Below are 17655 nucleotides of genomic sequence, written 5' to 3'. Positions count from 1 at the left end.
TATCATTTCCCCGATGTGGCGGCGGCTTTGGGTAGCAAGCTTTCGGTGGTTATAATTTTTAAAGCTTCTTCTTTAGTAAACCCCTCTTTAACCAGCGCATCATAATACTGTTTATTAAGTTTTGCTAACTCCGTTATTTTTCCGGGTTGTTTATAAAAACTCAGTTGCGCATCCATCATCGATTTTACCATGCTGGCGTACATAGGGCCGAAAGAGCTCATAAGTCCGCTTAGCCCGCTTGTATCTACCGGCACCGAATCTCCATCGATTTGTATTGTTGCAGGCGGCGGCGCCAATACCACTTCGGTTATTTTTACTTCTTGCGCACTTGCGTTTGAATGCGTAAGGTCTACACCGTAAAAATTGAAGAATGAGATGCCATCGTCGCGTTTGCCGGCATGTTCGATAATATCAATAGATTTTGTGCCCGCCGGAATCTTTTCAAAATATACTTTAAACGAAACTTTGTCGCCGGCTTTTGTAAGGGTATGCCTTGTTTCCGGCGCAACAGCAACACCTTCGGCTTTTATAAAATTGTAATGCTTGTTGCCGGCATCTGTTTGCAGGTAAATCTCCTTATTAAGCACCACCCACGAGCTATCGTGCGTAGCGTAATGGTCAAATGTTACAACGGTATACTGTTTACCGGTTTCCACTTTTTTTATAACAGTAACGTGGCTGTCTGCGGTATTAACACTCGGGAAATTGACAATTTGTGCAAGAGCACCAAGAGAAATAATAGTTAAAGCGAAAGAGAGGAATAGTAGCTTTTTCATAAAGGTTTATGGTTATCATTTGAAGTAAATGTAGCGTAGCCCGAATTTGCTTTAAATGGACAAAAGCCTAAATGTAATGGACTATAATCTTTTGCATGAGCTGCTTAAGGCAAGAAAAGGATATGCTAACTTTCTATATTTGCCGCCATGAAATCTATCTGCATATTCTGCGGTGCCAACTTTAACGGCGACCCTGTATTGAAGCAAGCCGTTGAACAATTAGCCGAAATTATGGTAGGACGCAATATTACTCTTGTTTATGGTGGCGGCAAAGTAGGAGTGATGGGCATACTGGCCGATGCCGTGCTGAGCCGTGGAGGCAAAGCTATAGGTATTATCCCGCAGTTTTTAATGGATAAAGAAGTAGGGCACACCGGCCTCACCGAACTACACGTGGTGGAGAATATGCACCAGCGCAAGCAAATGATGAACGACCTGAGCGATGCCGTCATTATGTTGCCCGGTGGTTTCGGCACGCTTGAAGAGTTTTTTGAAGTGCTTACCTGGCTGCAATTAGGCTTGCATAGCCACCCGGTAGGTATACTGAACGTAAATGGGTTTTATGACCTGCTGCTCCAGCAAATGGATGTAATGGTTGAGCAACGGTATTTAAAGCCAGCTAACCGCGCATTAGTGCTCACCTCTGCCGACCCGATTGAGCTTATTAGTTTAATGGATAAAGTTGAAATTAAACCGGATGAAGTTTGGTTTAAAGATAGAAACCTGATATAACACTAATTTTCGCTAATTATATCTAATTTCACGAAACTTGAGAGAGTGCGGAAGACGCAGAGAATAAAAAGCCTTAGTCTGCCAGTTCGCGTAAGTCCACCGGTACTACGCGGCTGATGCCTTGCTCTACCATGGTTACACCGTAAATAATATCTGTACAGGCAATGGTGCGCTTGTTATGCGATATGATGATGAATTGTGATTCCTTAGAGAATTTACGGATGATGTTATTGAACTTATCAATATTGGTATCATCCAACGGCGCATCTACCTCATCAAAAATACAGAAGGGGGCAGGCTTAAGCAGGTAAAGCGAGAATAGGATGGCCGTGGCCGTCAGCGTTTTTTCTCCACCCGAAAGCTGGTTGATGGATAGCGGGCGTTTACCTTTAGGCCTTGCGATGATATCTATCTCCGATTCCAACGGGTGGTTAGGGTCGGAGAGGGTGAGGTCGCAGCTATCCTCTTCGTTAAATAGCGAACGGAATACCTTGATGAAGTTTTCGCGCACCATAGTAAAGGCGGCCATAAACTTCTCTTTGGCAGTGTCGTCTATCTCCTGTATGGTGGCCAGTAACGATGCTTTAGCTTCGGCCAAGTCTTTCTTTTGGGCCTGAATGAAGCCATGGCGCTCGCTCATCTCGTTAAAGGCTTCAACCGCCATCGGATTTATAGCACCGAAATCGTCCATTTGCCTTTTCAGCTTTTCGGTACGTTCGCGTATTTCCGGCTCGCTTTCGTCGGAGTTTTCCTCGGTTTCGGGCAAGTCCGCAATATCTACATTGAACTCAACAGACAGGCGTTCTTTCAGCGCATTCAGTTCTATCTTCAGATTATTGCGGGCATCCTTCAATTCATTCTCTATCAGCTCGGCCTGGTCTTTATTACGGCGTAGTTGGGTTATCTCGTTTTCGCTTTCGGTAATATTGCTGCGCCATGCATAGTATTCGCGTTCGGCTTCCTGGGTGGCTTTCTCCAGGTTCTCCTTTTGCTCATACATGCTCAACAGGTCGTCGTCACTTTCGCCGGTTTGCTGCAGGTTCTCTTTTATCAGCGCCTTCACCTTTTCCATTTCGGCGGTGTTGTGCATCAGGCGGCCATCGAGGTTCTCCAGTTGCGATTCACGGTACTCCAAATCCTTCATCAGGCCTGATACCTTATTCTGCTGCTGGTGGAAACGGATATTCTCCTGATTATAGGCGTTAGATTGTACCGAAACCATCTCGTTCAGCTCGTTAAAGGCCTGTTGCTTTTCCAACATCAGTTCAGCCTGTGCCTGCTTTTGTTCGCGGTAATCTAACAAAGCGGGTTGCAGCGTTTGTATCTCTATTTTAATGCCGGCAATTTTATTGGCAATATCCTGTTTGCGGTTCAGGCTGTTCTCAATAAAGGCCTGGTATTGTTCCTGCTTGGTTTTAACCGTAACCAGTTCGGTATTCAGCTTGTTTAGGTCCTGCTGTTTTTGGCGTATTTCGTTGGCCTTGCCCGATGCTTTCAGCGCAGCTAAAGTGCTTTGCAACTCCTGGCTTTGGGTTTTAAAGCCTGCAATGCGGCCCTCGGCTTGCTTTATTTCTTTCAGTAGGTTATCCAGATTTTTGGCGCGGCCGATACGCTTACCCTCAAATAAGCCTACAGAACCACCCGCCATAGTATGGCGCGATTTATTGAACTTACCGCTCTTGCCTATCAGCACAACGCCATCGGGCAAGGGCAGGTTGTTTATGTCCTGCTCGGTATGGTCGTTCACCAAATAAACATTTTTAAGCAGGTGCGTGCAAAGCGGCATGTAGCGTGGCTCTACCTCCACAACCGATAGGGCGGGGATAGATACATTACTCAGGTCCACATCCGATGCGGGTGTTTCGGCTTTGTAATTATCCAGAATAAAAAACTGCGCCCGGCCCTTTGATGAATTGCTAAGCAGGTTGATGGCTGCAATGGCCTCGTCGTAGTTGTTTACTACGTAGTGGTTCATCAGCGGCTCCAGGTAATTCTCTATCGCTACGCGGAACTCCTCTTTACAAAAAAGTATATCGCTGAACAGCGTAATATTCTTCGCCCAGTTGGTATTCTTCTTCAGGAAACGGATCGACTCGGGAAAGCCCTCGAGGTTATCCACCATACTTTTGGTAAGGTTGTACTCGTTTTGTTTGGCATCCAGCTTACGGCCATCGGCAGCAATACTTTCGGTAACCGTTTTTAGCTGCGCCTCGGTAGATACTATTTGTTCCTGAAGCTTGTTTTCAGCATCTACCGCCAGTTCGTATTCGTTTTTGAGTGTTTCGGTACGGGCGTCCAGCTCTGCTACCACACTATTAAAGTGCGATAGTTCCACCTCTTTATTGCTGGCATCCTCCATATTGCGCAGGCTTTCCTGCTCCAGGGCTTGCTGCTGTATGTTCAGGATGTCGATATCCTTTTCGGTTTTGTACACCTGGTTTTGCAGGCGGTTACTCACCGAGTTCAGTTCGTTCAGTTCGGCACGCGCCTCGTTTTGTTCGGCACGTAGTTCATCAACGGCGGCCTTCAAGTCGGCCACGCGCGAGGTAATGGTTTGCAGGTTTTCGTCTTCCTGCATTTTTTCCTCGTTGAGGCGTTTAATATTATACTGAACGTGTTTATGTTGATTGGTGTCGCGTTCCAGCTCATCTTTCAAACGCGCTTCTTTATCCTGCTGATGTTTAAGCTGTTCGTTCTTTATACGCTTCTCGCTTTCGTAGGCGCGTATTTTAGAGACAAATTCGTTAGTGGTTTTTTGCTGAGCCGCGAGGTTCTTTTCGCGGGTAATGCTATCCAACTTTTGTTGCTGCAGGGCGGCTTCCAGCGTATCTATTTTGGTAGCAATGCCCGAGCGTTCGGTTTTTTGTTTTTGCTCTTTATCCTCTATCTCGGCTAATGTTTTGGTAAAGCCGGCAATGCGGAACGATGCAAGTGTGATGCTAAGCGCCTTATACTGATCGCGCAGGCGGTAATAGCGCTCGGTTTTCTTGGCCTGGTTCTCCAGCGTCTTCAGGTTCTTTTCTATCTCGAAAAGCAGATCCTCTACACGCTCCAAATCGGCTTCAGTATCTTTTAATTTATTGAATGTCTGCTTTTTACGGAGTTTGTATTTAGAGATACCTGATGCTTCTTCGAACAAATTACGGCGCGAACCCTCTTTGTTGTTGATGATCTCGTCGATCATCTTCAACTCGATGATGGCGTACGAATCTGAACCCACACCCGTATCCAAAAACATATCGGTAATGTCTTTCAGGCGGCATTGTACATCGTTTAGGCGGTACTCGCTTTCGCCGCTGCGGTAGAGGCGGCGGGTAAGTGTAACCTGCGAAAAATCGGTAGGGAGGATGTTTTTGGTATTATCGAATGTAAGCGATACCTCGGCCAAATTGGCGGCTTTGCGGCTTTTTGTACCGTTGAAAATGATGTTATCCATCTTCTCCGATCGTAGTGCACGGGTACTCTGCTCGCCCAAAACCCAGCGGATAGAATCTACCACGTTACTTTTACCGCATCCATTTGGGCCCACAATAGCGGTAACCCCCTCATTAAAGTTGATGGTTATTTTATCGCCAAAGCTTTTGAAACCCTTGATTTCTAACTGAGTAAGCTGCATTAAATAGATGTACCGTGCCTAAAAATCCGAACCCTGAATATAGGGAGAAAATCCGGGTTTGTGTAGCAAAAGGCAGCTAAAAAATAGTGAGATAATTAAACCTTTTTGATGTATTTTATTAGATGCGTTTCCAACTCACCTGTGCCGTTTTTTACCCTCTCGTATCCAGCCCATTTGTCCAGTATCTTTCCTTCAGGCGAGATAATGAAGAAGGAGGGCAGGGCAGAACCATCATATTTTAACAAGGCACGGCCGTTAAGTCCTTCACCGTCGTTTAATGATGCCCATGTTACTTTGTCATCTTTTATGCCTTTTAGCCAAACGGCCTTTTTATCTGCCGAGAAAGTAACTACGTTGAGTAGTTTGCCATACTTTTTACTAAGCATCCGTAATTCGTCGTTAGATTCTAAACACGGGCCACAATACACTGATGATATATCGAGCAGGATAAATTTATCAGCATAATCTGATAGTTTTTGCTTTTTACCGGAGGCATCCTTCGCCGTAAAGTCGTACATTTTATCGCCGATCTGTAGCGGCTTTCCGTCTGTCAGGAAAGTTAAGATACGTTTACCATAAAAGCTTTGCTTTATTGCTTCAGGGTAGCCATTATACACCTGTTTTACCCTCGCGACGGGTAAGCGCTCAGCGTACTCATAATAGGCATTTGCCGCGAAATAGGTATTGTTGTTTTGAGCAATGAGTTTTTGTTCCAGGGCACGAATTTCATCGCCAGCTTTGTTGAACAAAACGCCTGCTTTATGCGCGGCGGCTTTATCATTTTGAGCTTTCAAGTAAGCCTGCATCAAAGCATCCTGTTTGATGCGTAAGGGTTTCAAGGCCTGCTGGTAAGCATTGAATTTAAGTTGCTCGGCAGGACCGGTTATCTTCACATCATAGGGGAAATCTTTTTTATCAGCACTAATACTAATATCGCCGCTACCTGTAAAAACCTCGCAGGTGTAATCATCTTCGCCTTCATGCACTGTTACAGACAGGTACATCGGCCCGGTGTTTAGGTTGCCTGCTAACACGAAAGCTCCTTGTTTCAGCGAGGTTGTATTGAGCGTGGCTTCCGTTTCATCGTTCACTAATGATACCTTGCTGCCATTTTTAAAGCCGGTTAATTTGCCGGATATGCGATAAGCCTGGGCAAAAACGATAACAGGGGCTATCAGTAAAAAGGGGAGGATGATATTTACTTTTTTAAACATATATCTCACCTTTCATATAGGTAACCGCTTTGCCGCTCATCAGTACCCTGTCGCCTTTTAGCTCGCACCATAGCTCGCCTTTACGGGGCGATATTTGGTAGGCGTGCAATTTGGTTTTACCTAGTTTTTCGGCCCAGTAGGGTATCAGGTTGCAATGTGCCGAGCCGGTAACTGGGTCTTCGGGTACGCTGGCGGCGGGGGCAAAAAAGCGCGAAACAAAATCTACCTCGTTGCCGGGTGCTGTAACAATAACGCCGATAGTATCTATTTTAGATAGCGCTGCATGGTTAGGCGTTAGTTCTGCAATGTCTTCCTCTTTTTCGTACACCAGCATATAATCGCGCGAGCGCCAGATGCTCTTTGGTGTTTTGCCACCAAGCGATGCAAGTAGGCCTTCGGGCGCGTCAACGGCAATGGGAGGGCGCGAGGGGAAATCGAGCGTGTATTTATCGCCGGTGCGTGTTACGGTTAGTGTACCCACTTGTTTGGTATCGAAGTGTATGGTATCGCCATCATGCCCTAATTCGGTAAAAATAATGTGCGATGTGGCCAACGTGGCATGTCCGCAGAGGTCTATTTCCAGTTCGGGTGTGAACCAGCGCAGCATATAGCCGGTATCCTTCTTTACAAAAAAGGCAGTTTCGGCCAGGTTGTTCTCTAAGGCAATGTTTTGCATTACCTCATCAGGCAGCCATTCATCAAGCGGACAAACCGCTGCTGGATTGCCGCCAAAAAGTTTATCGGTAAAGGCATCGGCCTGGTATATCGGGAGTTTCATAGGAGGCGTAGTTTATTAAAGCAAGATAAGGCATCTGCCCGAAAGCCGCATATTTTGTTGGGAATTATTTATGTACAAATGTTTCGATGCCTCATTTCCCGCTCAAATACCCATACCTTATCAATTCCTCGCGGTCGTCAATAGCTTTGGTTACGCCATCGCTCAATAGAACTACCCGGTCGCTTACTTCTAAAATATTGTAATACTGGTGGTCGGTTATGATGATGCCTTTGCGTTTGGCGCAGGCGCGTATAACGGGTTTAAATTCATCGGCCTGGATGGGGGAGATGTGGGTAAAGGGTTCATCCAGCAAAATAAAATCGGCACGGCTGTGGATGATGATCATGGTTTCTAATTGCCGCAACTCCCCGCCCGAAAGTTCATGTGTTTTTTTGCCTGCGTTGCGTTGGAAAATGGGCAGTGCAGTAAATTCATTCCACGATAATGGATCTACTATCTGTTTCGCTAATTTCTCTATAACAATGCCTCCGGGTAAATAATTATGCTGCGGCAAATAAGCTATACGGTTGTTGTGGTAGCCTTTGCCGATGTATTCCCCGTCTATCCCTACATATTTATGCCCCGCTGCCTGCGTGCCGAAAATTATCTTGAGTAAGGATGATTTACCGCAGCCGTTCCTGCCCAAAAGCCCGACCACTTCGCCCTGTGTACAGTTGAGGTATACGCTCTGCAATATCTTGCGCCCGTCGAACTCCAGTTCTACGCTGTCAACCTTTAGTGTTTTCATTTAAGGCGCAGGTAAATAGTTAGAAGGGCAAAATAGAGGGCAAGGTCGATGCCATAAACGTAGGCATACATGCGCCTGATGCTGTAACCTGCATTGCGGTAGTACATATATACGTTTTTGGCGGTATAGCTTTGCAGGTAGGTGGTAGAGGCAAAACCGATTAGTTTGAAGAAGAAAACAAGCCCTGCCACTTTAGGCCCATAAAAGCTGATAAAGCCAAGGCAAACCAGCGTGAACGCGGCATTCCAGATAAAAATGGGTTTGTAAAAATACCAGATCAGTTTGCGGATATCAGCCATAGGTGCGCCCGCAAGGTTGGCGGACAAGCGGTAAACGCAAGGTGCCCGTCTATATTGTTTATACGCAGATTTTGGGTACAAAAAAACCTCCGCTTGTCGGGCGAAGGTTTCTTGTTATTTGATCTGCCGGTATTAGCCGAGGTACGATTTTAGGATCTTGCTGCGCGATGTATGGCGCAGGCGTTGCAGTGCCTTATCTTTTATCTGGCGCACACGCTCGCGGGTCAGGTTGAACTTCTCGCCAATTTCTTCCAGCGATAGCGGGTGGTTGCTGCCCAAACCGAAGAACAATACAATGATCTCGCGTTCGCGTTCGGTAAGTGTTGATAGCGAGCGTTTTATTTCTTCGGATAACGATTCGTTGATCAGTATCGAGTCGGTATTTGGCTCCTGGTTCTCCAGTACGTCCAGCAAGGTATTCTCTTCACCCTGAACAAATGGTGCATCCATACTTACGTGGCGGCCGCTGTTGCTTAGGGTATCAGATATTTTATCTACAGTAGTTTCCAGTATATCGGCAAGCTCTTCCGGAGATGGCTCACGCTCATACTCCTGCTCCAGTTTGCTGAAAGCCTTGCTTATTTTGCTTAGCGAACCTACCTGGTTCAATGGTAAACGCACTATACGGCTTTGCTCGGCAATAGCCTGCAAGATCGACTGGCGGATCCACCATACAGCGTACGATATAAATTTGAAACCTTTTGTTTCGTCGAAACGCTTGGCAGCCTTTATCAAACCTAAGTTGCCTTCGTTAATTAAGTCGCCAAGGGTAAGGCCCTGGTTTTGGTACTGTTTAGCAACCGACACCACAAAGCGAAGGTTGGTTTTGGTTAGGCGCTCTAATGCGGCCTGGTCGCCTTCGCGTATTTTTTGGGCTAAGATTACTTCTTCTTCGGCAGTTATCAGATCAACTTTACCAATTTCGTGCAGGTATTTGTCGAGGGATTGCGACTCACGATTGGTAATGGATTGCGTTATTTTGAGTTGTCTCATCTATTTTTTAAACCTCGATTCTGTATATTTTGGTTTTAACGTGTAAAGGTAGGCTTTTGTTTCTCAAAGTTAAAAAACCACGTTGCTAAAATGCAATAATTTACTTTACAAAAAAATAAATTTTATAGTTTATTTAAGCTAAAAGTTTCGTGTACGCGTATGCCTTTTTCGGTTTGTTGTAAAGTGCAGCATTCGTTCAAAGGGTCGTGCTCCAGGTACAAAATATATTCGTTCTCAACTGCCTCATTCCAAAAGGTTTTGCGTTCGGCCAGGGTTTTCATCGGGAACATATCATAAGCCATTACATAAGGCAGGGGTATGTGCCCCACTGAGGGCAGCAGATCGGCCATATAAAGTATTTGTTTTCCCTTGTAGGTTATTTGCGGCAGCATCATGGCATCGGTATGCCCATAGGCGAGGCGTATTTTTATATTTTCGGTAAAGTTAATGCCATTTTCCGCATCAATAAATTTAAGCTGCCGACTCTCCTGTATCGGCATAATGTTTTCTTTCAAAAAGGACGCCTTCTCGCGCTCGTTAGGGTTTACAGCCCAATCCCAATGCTGAGGGTTGCTCCAGTAGATAGCATTGCTAAAAGCAGGTTTTAGTAAGTCGCCATCACGCGCAACAGCGCCGCCAACGTGGTCAAAGTGAAGGTGGGTGAGAAATACATCGGTAATATCATCCCGGTGGAAACCCTTTGCTGCCAGCGAACTATCCATAGTAGCATCACCATGTAAATAATAATGGCTGAAGAATTTTTCGCTTTGCTTGTTGCCTATGCCGGTATCTATCAAAATAAGCCTGTCGCCATCCTCAACCAGCAGGCAGCGCATAGCCCAGGTGCAAAGGTTATTCTCGTCGGCAGGGTTTGTTTTTTGCCAGATAGATTTAGGTACCACGCCGAACATAGCGCCGCCATCTAATTTAAAAAAGCCGGTATCGATGGTATGTAATTGCATCCTGTTTTCTTAAAATTTCTTCATGATCTTCACTAGCATCTTCGCTATAACTGCATGCCCTTTGTCCGACGGATGCAGTCCATCATAGGTCATGTCCATAGCTTCAACCGGGTAGGGGTAAACGTCGGTTTCGGGGTTGTAGGGGATGCCGATGTATTCGGGGTATTTATAGTCTTTATATTCTCCTGTTTTTGGGTCGCGCAGGCGGCGGAAATGTACTGCATTTTTTAAGTTGATGCCGCTTTTGTAATACAAGTCGGCCAGTTCAAAATGTTCGGCTTTGGCAATGGCTTTGGTGGCATCAGCGTATTGCGAAAGGTATACGCCATCTTTAGGTTTAAATTGCCCCTGTATGTAAACTTTTGGGTTATTCAGGTCAACATATTCGGTACGCTGTAGCGGCGTCATTAATATGATCTTAGCATCGGGGTTTAGACTGCGTATTTTATTGATGATAGTACGGTAAGCGCCATATACGGTTTCGTTACCGGTAGCGTTCTCATAATCGGTCATGGTGCCTATAGGTAAACCAACCCACCAATCATTAGTGCCCAGGAATATCGAATAAACATCGGCCTTCTCGATGCCTATTTTCTCAATATTCTCAGCCATTGCCTTCGCTGTCCAGCCCGGGTAGCCGTGGTTATTGTACTGTACGTAGGGTATTGCTTTTGCCACATCATCCATATATCCGACGGAGATACGGTGTTGCGAGGCCTCGGGATGGCTGTTGGAGTAAGTGATAGAGTCGCCAATGGCTTCCCATTTTAGTTCTTTTTTGGGGATGAATGCGGTTAGCACGGTTAACAGCCCAAATACAAGCAACAATCTTTTCATGCCGGTAAGTTGGCGAGAAAAACGGAGATTTCAAAAAAAGGAGGGGGGCTTCTCCAAGGGCCGTGGGTTAAAACCCACGGTTACAGTATTTATCGAGGCTATGCCTCTTGTAAGTAATGCTTGTTAAACGAACGGTCCAAGTCGCGTAACGACGGTTCATTTTGTAGCCGTGGGTTTCAACCCACGGCAAAAGGGGAGCGGCAATTCTATGCTGCTACAAAATTACACCTTCCTGAAATAGGCGTGGTTGTACTGGTTGCCAAATAAGGCAACAATATCTTCGGGTTTATCGGCAAAGAACTCATCATATGCCAATTTTACACCGGGGTTTATATCGATGCCTTCTGAATTTTCTTTCGCATCATAATAATCCATCAGCACACAAATAGCGCCTTTTGGCATACGCGGGTAAATGCTTGCAAAGCAATGCAGCATTACGGCTTTGTGCTGAAACTTATCGCCGCCGAAACCGCAATCGATATGCACAAATGCAATTTGTTCCGGAAGTTGTGCGGGCAGGGTTTCTTCAAAGCCACCCTTATGTATGTTGGGTTGTGGTAGCTGTGCGCGTTCGAAGTTCTTCTTCAATTCATCTTCCACGCTGCCTTTGTGCTTAAAGGTGGCAAAAAAGCTATCGTAAAGGTGCAGTTGCTTATTGCTTTTGCGCTGCTCTATAACTTTCTGAAAAAGTACCGCGCACTGGCCGGTAAAGCAGCCAAGTTCAACAACTTCGCCGGGAACGTTATCCGATATCACGCTGTTGAGCAGGTGGTAGTAATTGATACGTTGCTCAACGGTGTTCATGTCAACACTCGTATCCTGCTGCTGTATGTTCAGTCCGGTCTTTAAAAATCTGAGGCCTTTATTTACAAAAACCAAAAGTTTCGATTCTTTTCGGTTGTTTACGGAGTACGGTTGCCTGGTAATAAAATAGTTATTCATACAATATAGATATGGCGGGTGCCGATAGCTAAGTTAACTTAAGCCTATCCTGTGTTTTTTACAGTATTTTGTAATTTATTTACAGGATAATGCAGCAATAAAAATCGGAATCTGCCCGGCAATAACAGCTGGTATTGGAATTATAACAGTATTGTTACGCGTAATTGTGTAATTCTAAAACCGGATTATATAATATAGCTGGCTTAAGCGAGGCTATTTTTGCATTACATGAAGCGATCGGCTGTTTTCCTTCTGTCGTTTTTTTACCTGTTGCTCACAACGGGCATGTTTGTATGCTTTATACATTGCGGTGCAAAGGATATGGCGGGCATGCGGTCAAAGGTGGCTTCGGCTACAAAAGCTAAAATAAGTGCCGAACATGCTTGTTGCCGCAAGGCTGCAAACAAGCGTAAAGCCGGCGGCAATTGCTGTAAAAAGCATGGTAATTACATTGTAAAAGAAAACCTGCAGCCCGAATCATCGCGTTTACTGCTACAGGCCGTAGCCATTGTGCCGCAACCTTCCTTTGCCCGTTTTTTCAACATCACCCAAACAAATAGCAGTGCAGTTATACCGGTTTACAGCCACGGGCCGCCGGGCACATCGGGTAAAAGCTATGTGATCCAACTCCGCTCTCTCCTTATCTGATATTGGGCCAAATAGGCCGCTGTGTGCGGCATGCAACCTATTTGTTTTATTTGCCCAACACAACACATGACCCTTTATATAAAAAATATGGTATGCAGCCGATGTATTTTGGTTGTGCGCCACCATTTAGAGCAGCTCGGTTTCCGGGTTGATGATATTAAACTTGGTAGTGCCAATATTTCGCCGGCACCCGGTGCGCAGGCTATCGCCGCTATTAGTTCTGTGTTTGAACCACTTGGTTTCGAATTGCTTAACGACCGTAAAGAAAAACTGGTGCAGGAAATTAAAAGCCTGGTAATTGAAAAGGTGCGCGCCTTGAAGCCGGATGACGCTACTGTTTTCTCAGAATACCTGGCAACAAACCTCGGCCGGGAGTATAGTTACCTTAGCCGTCTGTTTTCGGAAGCGGAGGGCACTACTATCGAGAAGTTCATTATTCTGCATAAAGTAGAGCGGGTGAAAGAGCTGCTGGAATACGGCGAGCTTAACATTAACGAAATTGCCTACCAAATGGGTTATAGTAGCGGCGCCCACCTATCGGCACAATTTAAAAACGTAACGGGTATTACGCCGCGGCAATATAAAACTTCGGGGGAGTGGGGGAGAGTGGCCATCGACACTATATGATCTTAAGGGCTAATGATCAAAATCCGCTATTGCCGCGTTGCCCTAAAGCGCATTATTTGCAGTATAATTGCATCATTCGGGATCGGTTTCCCCCCAAAAGCCTTAGTTGTTTTAAAAAATATCAAAATAAATTTGCTTTAAACGTTTAAAGTGATTACCATTGTTATGTTATTACCAATTAACCTGTTTGTTTAAACTTTCGCGCTGATGAAAAAAGTTGTCCTGAAGGATATAGCTAACCACGTAGGTGTGTCAACCGCGCTGGTTTCGTATGTGCTTAACGGACAGGCTGTTGAGAAGCAAGTAAGTAAAGAGAACGCTGCACGCATTATGGCGGCGGCCGAAGAGCTTAACTACCGCCCCAACCAGATCGCCAAAAGTTTAAAAACGCAAAAAACGCATACCATAGGGCTTGTTGTGGCCGATATAAACTACCGCTTCAGCTCGGGCATTACCCGTGCCATTGAGGCAGAGGCCAAGCGTAAGAATTTTACCGTGATCCTGGGCAGCAGTAACGAGAACGCCGGCAAATTTGATGAGCTTGTTAATGTTCTGGTAAACAGGCAGGTAGATGGGTTGATTTTGGTGCCGGTAGAAAATTCGGAGAAAACCATAGTAAACCTGCAACGCCAGGAAGTACCTTTTGTATTGGTGGATCGCAATTTCCCTGAATTACGTACCAATAGCATTATACTGGATAATTATAAGGCCGCGTATGATTCTACCAGTTACCTGATAGAGCAGGGGCACAAGAAGATAGCCTTTATGAACTACGATTCGACCATGGCCAACCTTATTGACCGTACCCGCGGCTATCGCCAGGCGCTGGAAGATAATGGTATAACGCCATCGGAAAAGCTGATGCCGTTGATACGCCCGTTGAGTTATAAAAGCGATATACAAAAGGGGATAACGCACCTCACCTCAAGCAAGGTAGCTTGCGATGCCATCTTTTTCGCTACAGATCGTATAGCTATTTACGGGTTACAGCACCTTAACACGCTGAATTTGAAGGTGCCCGAGGATGTTTCGGTATTCAGTTTTGATGAATCGGAAGCATTTGAATTGTTTTACTGCCCGGTATCGCATGCGCGGCAGCCCTTAGAGAAGATGGGCAGGCTGGCGGTAAATGCGTTGCTGGAACTGGTGAACAAAAACAAAATAACCAACCAGGTTTACCTCGAATCCGACTTTGTAATTGGCCGCTCGTGCCGCGAATAATTTTTTTACCATAAACTTTAAACGATTAAAGTGTGCATTTTACACCGTAACTATAAAACCCCAAAGCAATGACAAAAAAATTTACCCAAAACTTTAAACGATTAAAGCGCGGACCGCCTTTGCCGCTACCCTCTCCTAAACAATTCCAATAACCAATAAACGATCCCTAAATACATGAAAAAACTCTTAACTATTTTAATGCTGCTTTTCTGCACATGGGCCTACGCCCAGCAGAAAACCGTGACCGGAACGGTCACCAGTAAAGACCTCGGTTCCCCGCTGGTAGGGGTTACCGTGCGGTCGGGCCAAAACACTGTTACTACCGATGTTAACGGTAAATTCAGCATACAGGCGGCCCTAAATGCTACTGTTACTTTCTCCTACATCGGTATGGAACCTTACAGCTACGTGGTAACAGCCTCTAACGAACCCGTTGCTGTAGTAATGGATTACAAAGCCGGTAACCTGAATGAGGTGGTAGTAACCGGTTATCAAACCCAAAAGAAAGCCGACCTGACCGGCGCGGTAGCCGTGGTGAACATGACGGATATCAAGAACGTGCGCCAGGGTAACCCCATTAAATCTTTGCAGGGACGCGTGCCGGGTGTAAATATTACTTCCGACGGTAGCCCGGGCGGTGGTGCAACCGTGCGCATCAGGGGTATCAATACACTGGGTAACAACGATCCGCTGTATGTTATTGATGGTATACCCACCAAACGCGGCCTGCAGGAGATAAACCAGGACGATATCGAATCTATCCAGGTGCTGAAAGATGCTTCTTCCGCAACTATCTACGGTTCGCGTGCGGCCAATGGTGTTATCATCGTAACTACTAAACGTGCCAAAAATGGTGTGCACAAAATTGATGTAAATGCCTCTACATCAATAGAATATTACACCACCAAACAAAAAATGCTGAATACCAACCAGCGTGGCGAGGCATACTGGCGTGCGGCGGTAAACGATAAATTTAACCCGAATAACAACCAGATATACAAATACACCTGGAATGGCGATTTTAATAATCCGCAGCTTACCAGTGTAGACCTGCCCGAGTTTATTGATGCTGCCAAAACCATGCGCAGTGCCGATACCAAATGGTACGATGAAATTTCGCAGGCATCATTACTGCAAAACTACAACCTGGCCTTTACCAATGGCGGCGAACGTGGTAACTCGTATTTCTCGTTAAGCTATTATGATAATAAAGGTATAGTAAGGGAGTCGCGCGCTAAAAAGATAACCATGCGACTGAACACCGAGTACAACTTTTTGAATAACCGCTTAAAAATAGGAGAGAACTTTAATGGTACTTACGCCACCAACGTGCTCATCCCAACCGGCGATGTTTTGTTTACCGCCTTGGTGCAGCAACCTATTGTGCCTATCCATACGGAGAATGGTGGCTGGGGCGGCCCCGCTTCGGGTATGACCGACAGGCATAACCCCGTGCGTTTGATAGAGGATAACAAACAGAACAAAAACTATTTCGGCCGTATCATAGCCAATGCCTATGCCGACCTGATCGTTATCCCCGGCTTGCACGTAAGATCGAGCTATGGTGTTGACTATGCAGGTACCTGGCAACGCAGCCTGCGCAAGTCATATGTATCGGGCTTCCTCACCGACCCATCAAATTTGGTACAGAACAGCCAGAATTACGATGGTAACCTCATCTTCCAAAACACCATCAACTACGCTAAGGACTTCGGCAAGCACCACGTAGATGCGGTTTTGGGCCACGAGTCTATCCGTTTTATCAACCAAAACTTCTTTGCTTCAAGGCAGGGTTACGCGCTGGAAAACCTTGACTATGCTTACCTTGATCGCGGTACCACCAACATCAACAACGGTGGTAACGGTACGGCCAACTCGCTTCTATCGTTCTTTGCCAAAGCGAACTATGCTTACGATAATAAGTACTTGATATCGGGTACTATACGCCGCGATGGTTCGTCGCGCTTTGGTGCCAACAACCGTTATGGTTATTTTCCGGCGGGTTCGGTAGGATGGAGAGTGAGCCAGGAATCGTTCCTGAAAGACTCTAAGCTAATATCTGACCTGAAACTGCGCTACAGCTACGGACAGGCAGGTAACCAGGAGACCGGCAACTATGCTACCTACAGCCTCTATTCGGCCATTTACGGCTTAAGCAATAACGACCGTATAGGCGGTACGGCTTATGATATCAGCGGAGCCAACACAGGTACGCTGCCATCGGGTTTTGTGAAGATACAGCAGGAAAACCCCGACCTGAAATGGGAATCGACCAAAGAATCTAACTTCGGTGTGGATTTCGGCTTATTCAACCAAACCATTACCGGTAGTGTAGACTACTTTATTAAAAACACAACAGGTATATTGATCACTCCTGGCTATTTGGCCGTTATTGGCGAGGGCGGTACCAAAACCTTCAACGGTGCATCGATGCAGAATAAAGGTATCGACGCTATTGTGAACTACGATGGCCGCATTGGCGATGATATCAGCTTCGGCATCAGCGCTAACTTTAGCAAATACACAAATAAGGTAACTTACCTGCCATCAGAAATTTACACCGCTTATGCCGGTAACGGTACCGACCAGATCATTGTTGGCCGCTCTATCAACTCTATCTTCGGTTACGTGGCCGATGGCTTGTTCACCTCTGCCGACCAGGTAACCAATTCGCCCGCGCAACCGGGTAAAGGTTTGGGCCGCATACGCTTTAAAGACCTGAACGGTGATAACGTAATAAACGACCGCGACCGCACCTACATCAGCAATGGTAACCCGGACTTTTTGTACGGCATGAACTTTACGCTGCGCTGGAAAAAATTGGATTTTGCTGCCTTCTTCCAGGGTGTGCAGGGCTTGCAGGTATACAATTCGTATAAAACCTATACCGATTTTGCCTCGATATGGCCGGGTGGTAACTGGGGGCAGCGCGTGCTTGATGCCTGGAGCCCGCAAAATACAGGCTCTACCATCCCTGCACTTACGCTGGTTAACACTAACGACGAAAACCGTACTTCGACTTACTTCATCGAAAATGGCTCGTACCTTAAACTGCGTAACCTGCAAATTGGCTACAACCTGAAAGATGCCCTTAAACGCCTGAACATACAAAGCGCGCGCATTTTCTTCCAGGGTTCTAATTTATTAACCATTAAAAGCAAAGGCTATACCGCTGCCGACCCGGAAAACCCCGGAAACGGCTACCCTATACCTGCCATCGTAACCTTTGGCCTCGACCTTTCCTTTTAACCCGTAAACTTAA

Annotated in this window: 15 protein-coding genes; 5 read left to right on the top strand and 10 right to left on the bottom strand. The window is 45.9% G+C overall.

From position 1 onward, the window contains the following. Positions 1-2: 2 nt before the first annotated feature. Complete coding sequence (locus BC343_RS12725) at positions 3-776, bottom strand: hypothetical protein (protein ID WP_078348174.1); 774 nt, start codon at positions 774-776, stop codon at positions 3-5. 147 nt (positions 777-923) lie between these two features. Between BC343_RS12725 and BC343_RS12720 the strand changes: the two genes are divergently transcribed. Next, positions 924-1508 carry an LOG family protein gene (locus BC343_RS12720; RefSeq protein WP_078348173.1) on the top strand — a complete coding sequence of 195 codons (585 nt, stop codon included), beginning with the start codon at positions 924-926 and terminating at the stop codon, positions 1506-1508. Positions 1509-1581: 73 nt separating this feature from the next. Here BC343_RS12720 and smc read toward each other — a convergent pair whose 3' ends face one another. The 9 genes from smc to BC343_RS12675 form a co-directional block, all read right to left on the bottom strand. Then, positions 1582-5124 (bottom strand): chromosome segregation protein SMC, encoded by a 3543-nt coding sequence (gene smc / locus BC343_RS12715; protein ID WP_078348172.1) that lies wholly within the window; start codon positions 5122-5124, stop codon positions 1582-1584. A 95-nt stretch (positions 5125-5219) separates the two neighbouring features. Beyond that, on the bottom strand, positions 5220-6338 hold the full coding sequence (locus BC343_RS12710) for a TlpA disulfide reductase family protein (protein WP_078348171.1): 1119 nt from the start codon (positions 6336-6338) through the stop codon (positions 5220-5222). Next, positions 6331-7116 carry a PhzF family phenazine biosynthesis protein gene (locus BC343_RS12705; protein WP_078348170.1) on the bottom strand — a complete coding sequence of 262 codons (786 nt, stop codon included), beginning with the start codon at positions 7114-7116 and terminating at the stop codon, positions 6331-6333. The genes BC343_RS12710 and BC343_RS12705 overlap by 8 nt, the downstream gene beginning before the upstream one ends. Before the next feature lie 91 nt (positions 7117-7207). Further along, positions 7208-7864, bottom strand: coding sequence for an ATP-binding cassette domain-containing protein (locus tag BC343_RS12700; RefSeq protein ID WP_078348169.1), 657 nt, complete (start codon positions 7862-7864; stop codon positions 7208-7210). After that, positions 7861-8190, bottom strand: coding sequence for a hypothetical protein (locus BC343_RS12695; protein WP_078348168.1), 330 nt, complete (start codon positions 8188-8190; stop codon positions 7861-7863). The genes BC343_RS12700 and BC343_RS12695 overlap by 4 nt, the downstream gene beginning before the upstream one ends. A gap of 105 nt (positions 8191-8295) precedes the next feature. Beyond that, positions 8296-9156 (bottom strand): sigma-70 family RNA polymerase sigma factor, encoded by an 861-nt coding sequence (locus BC343_RS12690; protein ID WP_078348167.1) that lies wholly within the window; start codon positions 9154-9156, stop codon positions 8296-8298. Between the two features lie 122 nt (positions 9157-9278). Beyond that, positions 9279-10118 carry an MBL fold metallo-hydrolase gene (locus tag BC343_RS12685; RefSeq protein ID WP_078348166.1) on the bottom strand — a complete coding sequence of 280 codons (840 nt, stop codon included), beginning with the start codon at positions 10116-10118 and terminating at the stop codon, positions 9279-9281. A gap of 9 nt (positions 10119-10127) precedes the next feature. Beyond that, positions 10128-10955, bottom strand: coding sequence for an SGNH/GDSL hydrolase family protein (locus BC343_RS12680; RefSeq protein WP_078348165.1), 828 nt, complete (start codon positions 10953-10955; stop codon positions 10128-10130). 222 nt (positions 10956-11177) lie between these two features. Then, a complete protein-coding gene (locus tag BC343_RS12675; RefSeq protein WP_078348164.1) occupies positions 11178-11897 on the bottom strand; it encodes a TylF/MycF/NovP-related O-methyltransferase in 720 nt (239 codons plus the stop codon). 228 nt (positions 11898-12125) lie between these two features. Between BC343_RS12675 and BC343_RS12670 the strand changes: the two genes are divergently transcribed. The 4 genes from BC343_RS12670 to BC343_RS12655 all read left to right on the top strand — a co-directional run bounded on the left by BC343_RS12670 (position 12126) and on the right by BC343_RS12655 (position 17642). Next, a complete protein-coding gene (locus BC343_RS12670; protein ID WP_078348163.1) occupies positions 12126-12545 on the top strand; it encodes an HYC_CC_PP family protein in 420 nt (139 codons plus the stop codon). Between the two features lie 66 nt (positions 12546-12611). Then, complete coding sequence (locus tag BC343_RS12665) at positions 12612-13172, top strand: helix-turn-helix domain-containing protein (protein WP_078348162.1); 561 nt, start codon at positions 12612-12614, stop codon at positions 13170-13172. A gap of 207 nt (positions 13173-13379) precedes the next feature. Continuing rightward, positions 13380-14393 (top strand): LacI family DNA-binding transcriptional regulator, encoded by a 1014-nt coding sequence (locus tag BC343_RS12660; protein ID WP_078348161.1) that lies wholly within the window; start codon positions 13380-13382, stop codon positions 14391-14393. A gap of 174 nt (positions 14394-14567) precedes the next feature. Next, positions 14568-17642, top strand: a complete 3075-nt coding sequence (locus BC343_RS12655; protein WP_078348160.1) for a SusC/RagA family TonB-linked outer membrane protein — start codon at positions 14568-14570, stop codon at positions 17640-17642. The last annotated feature ends 13 nt before the right edge of the window (positions 17643-17655 follow it).

Source organism: Mucilaginibacter pedocola (assembly GCF_002013915.1).
GTDB classification, from domain to species: Bacteria; Bacteroidota; Bacteroidia; order Sphingobacteriales; family Sphingobacteriaceae; genus Mucilaginibacter; species Mucilaginibacter pedocola.
This window is presented reverse-complemented; position numbering and strand designations above follow the sequence as displayed.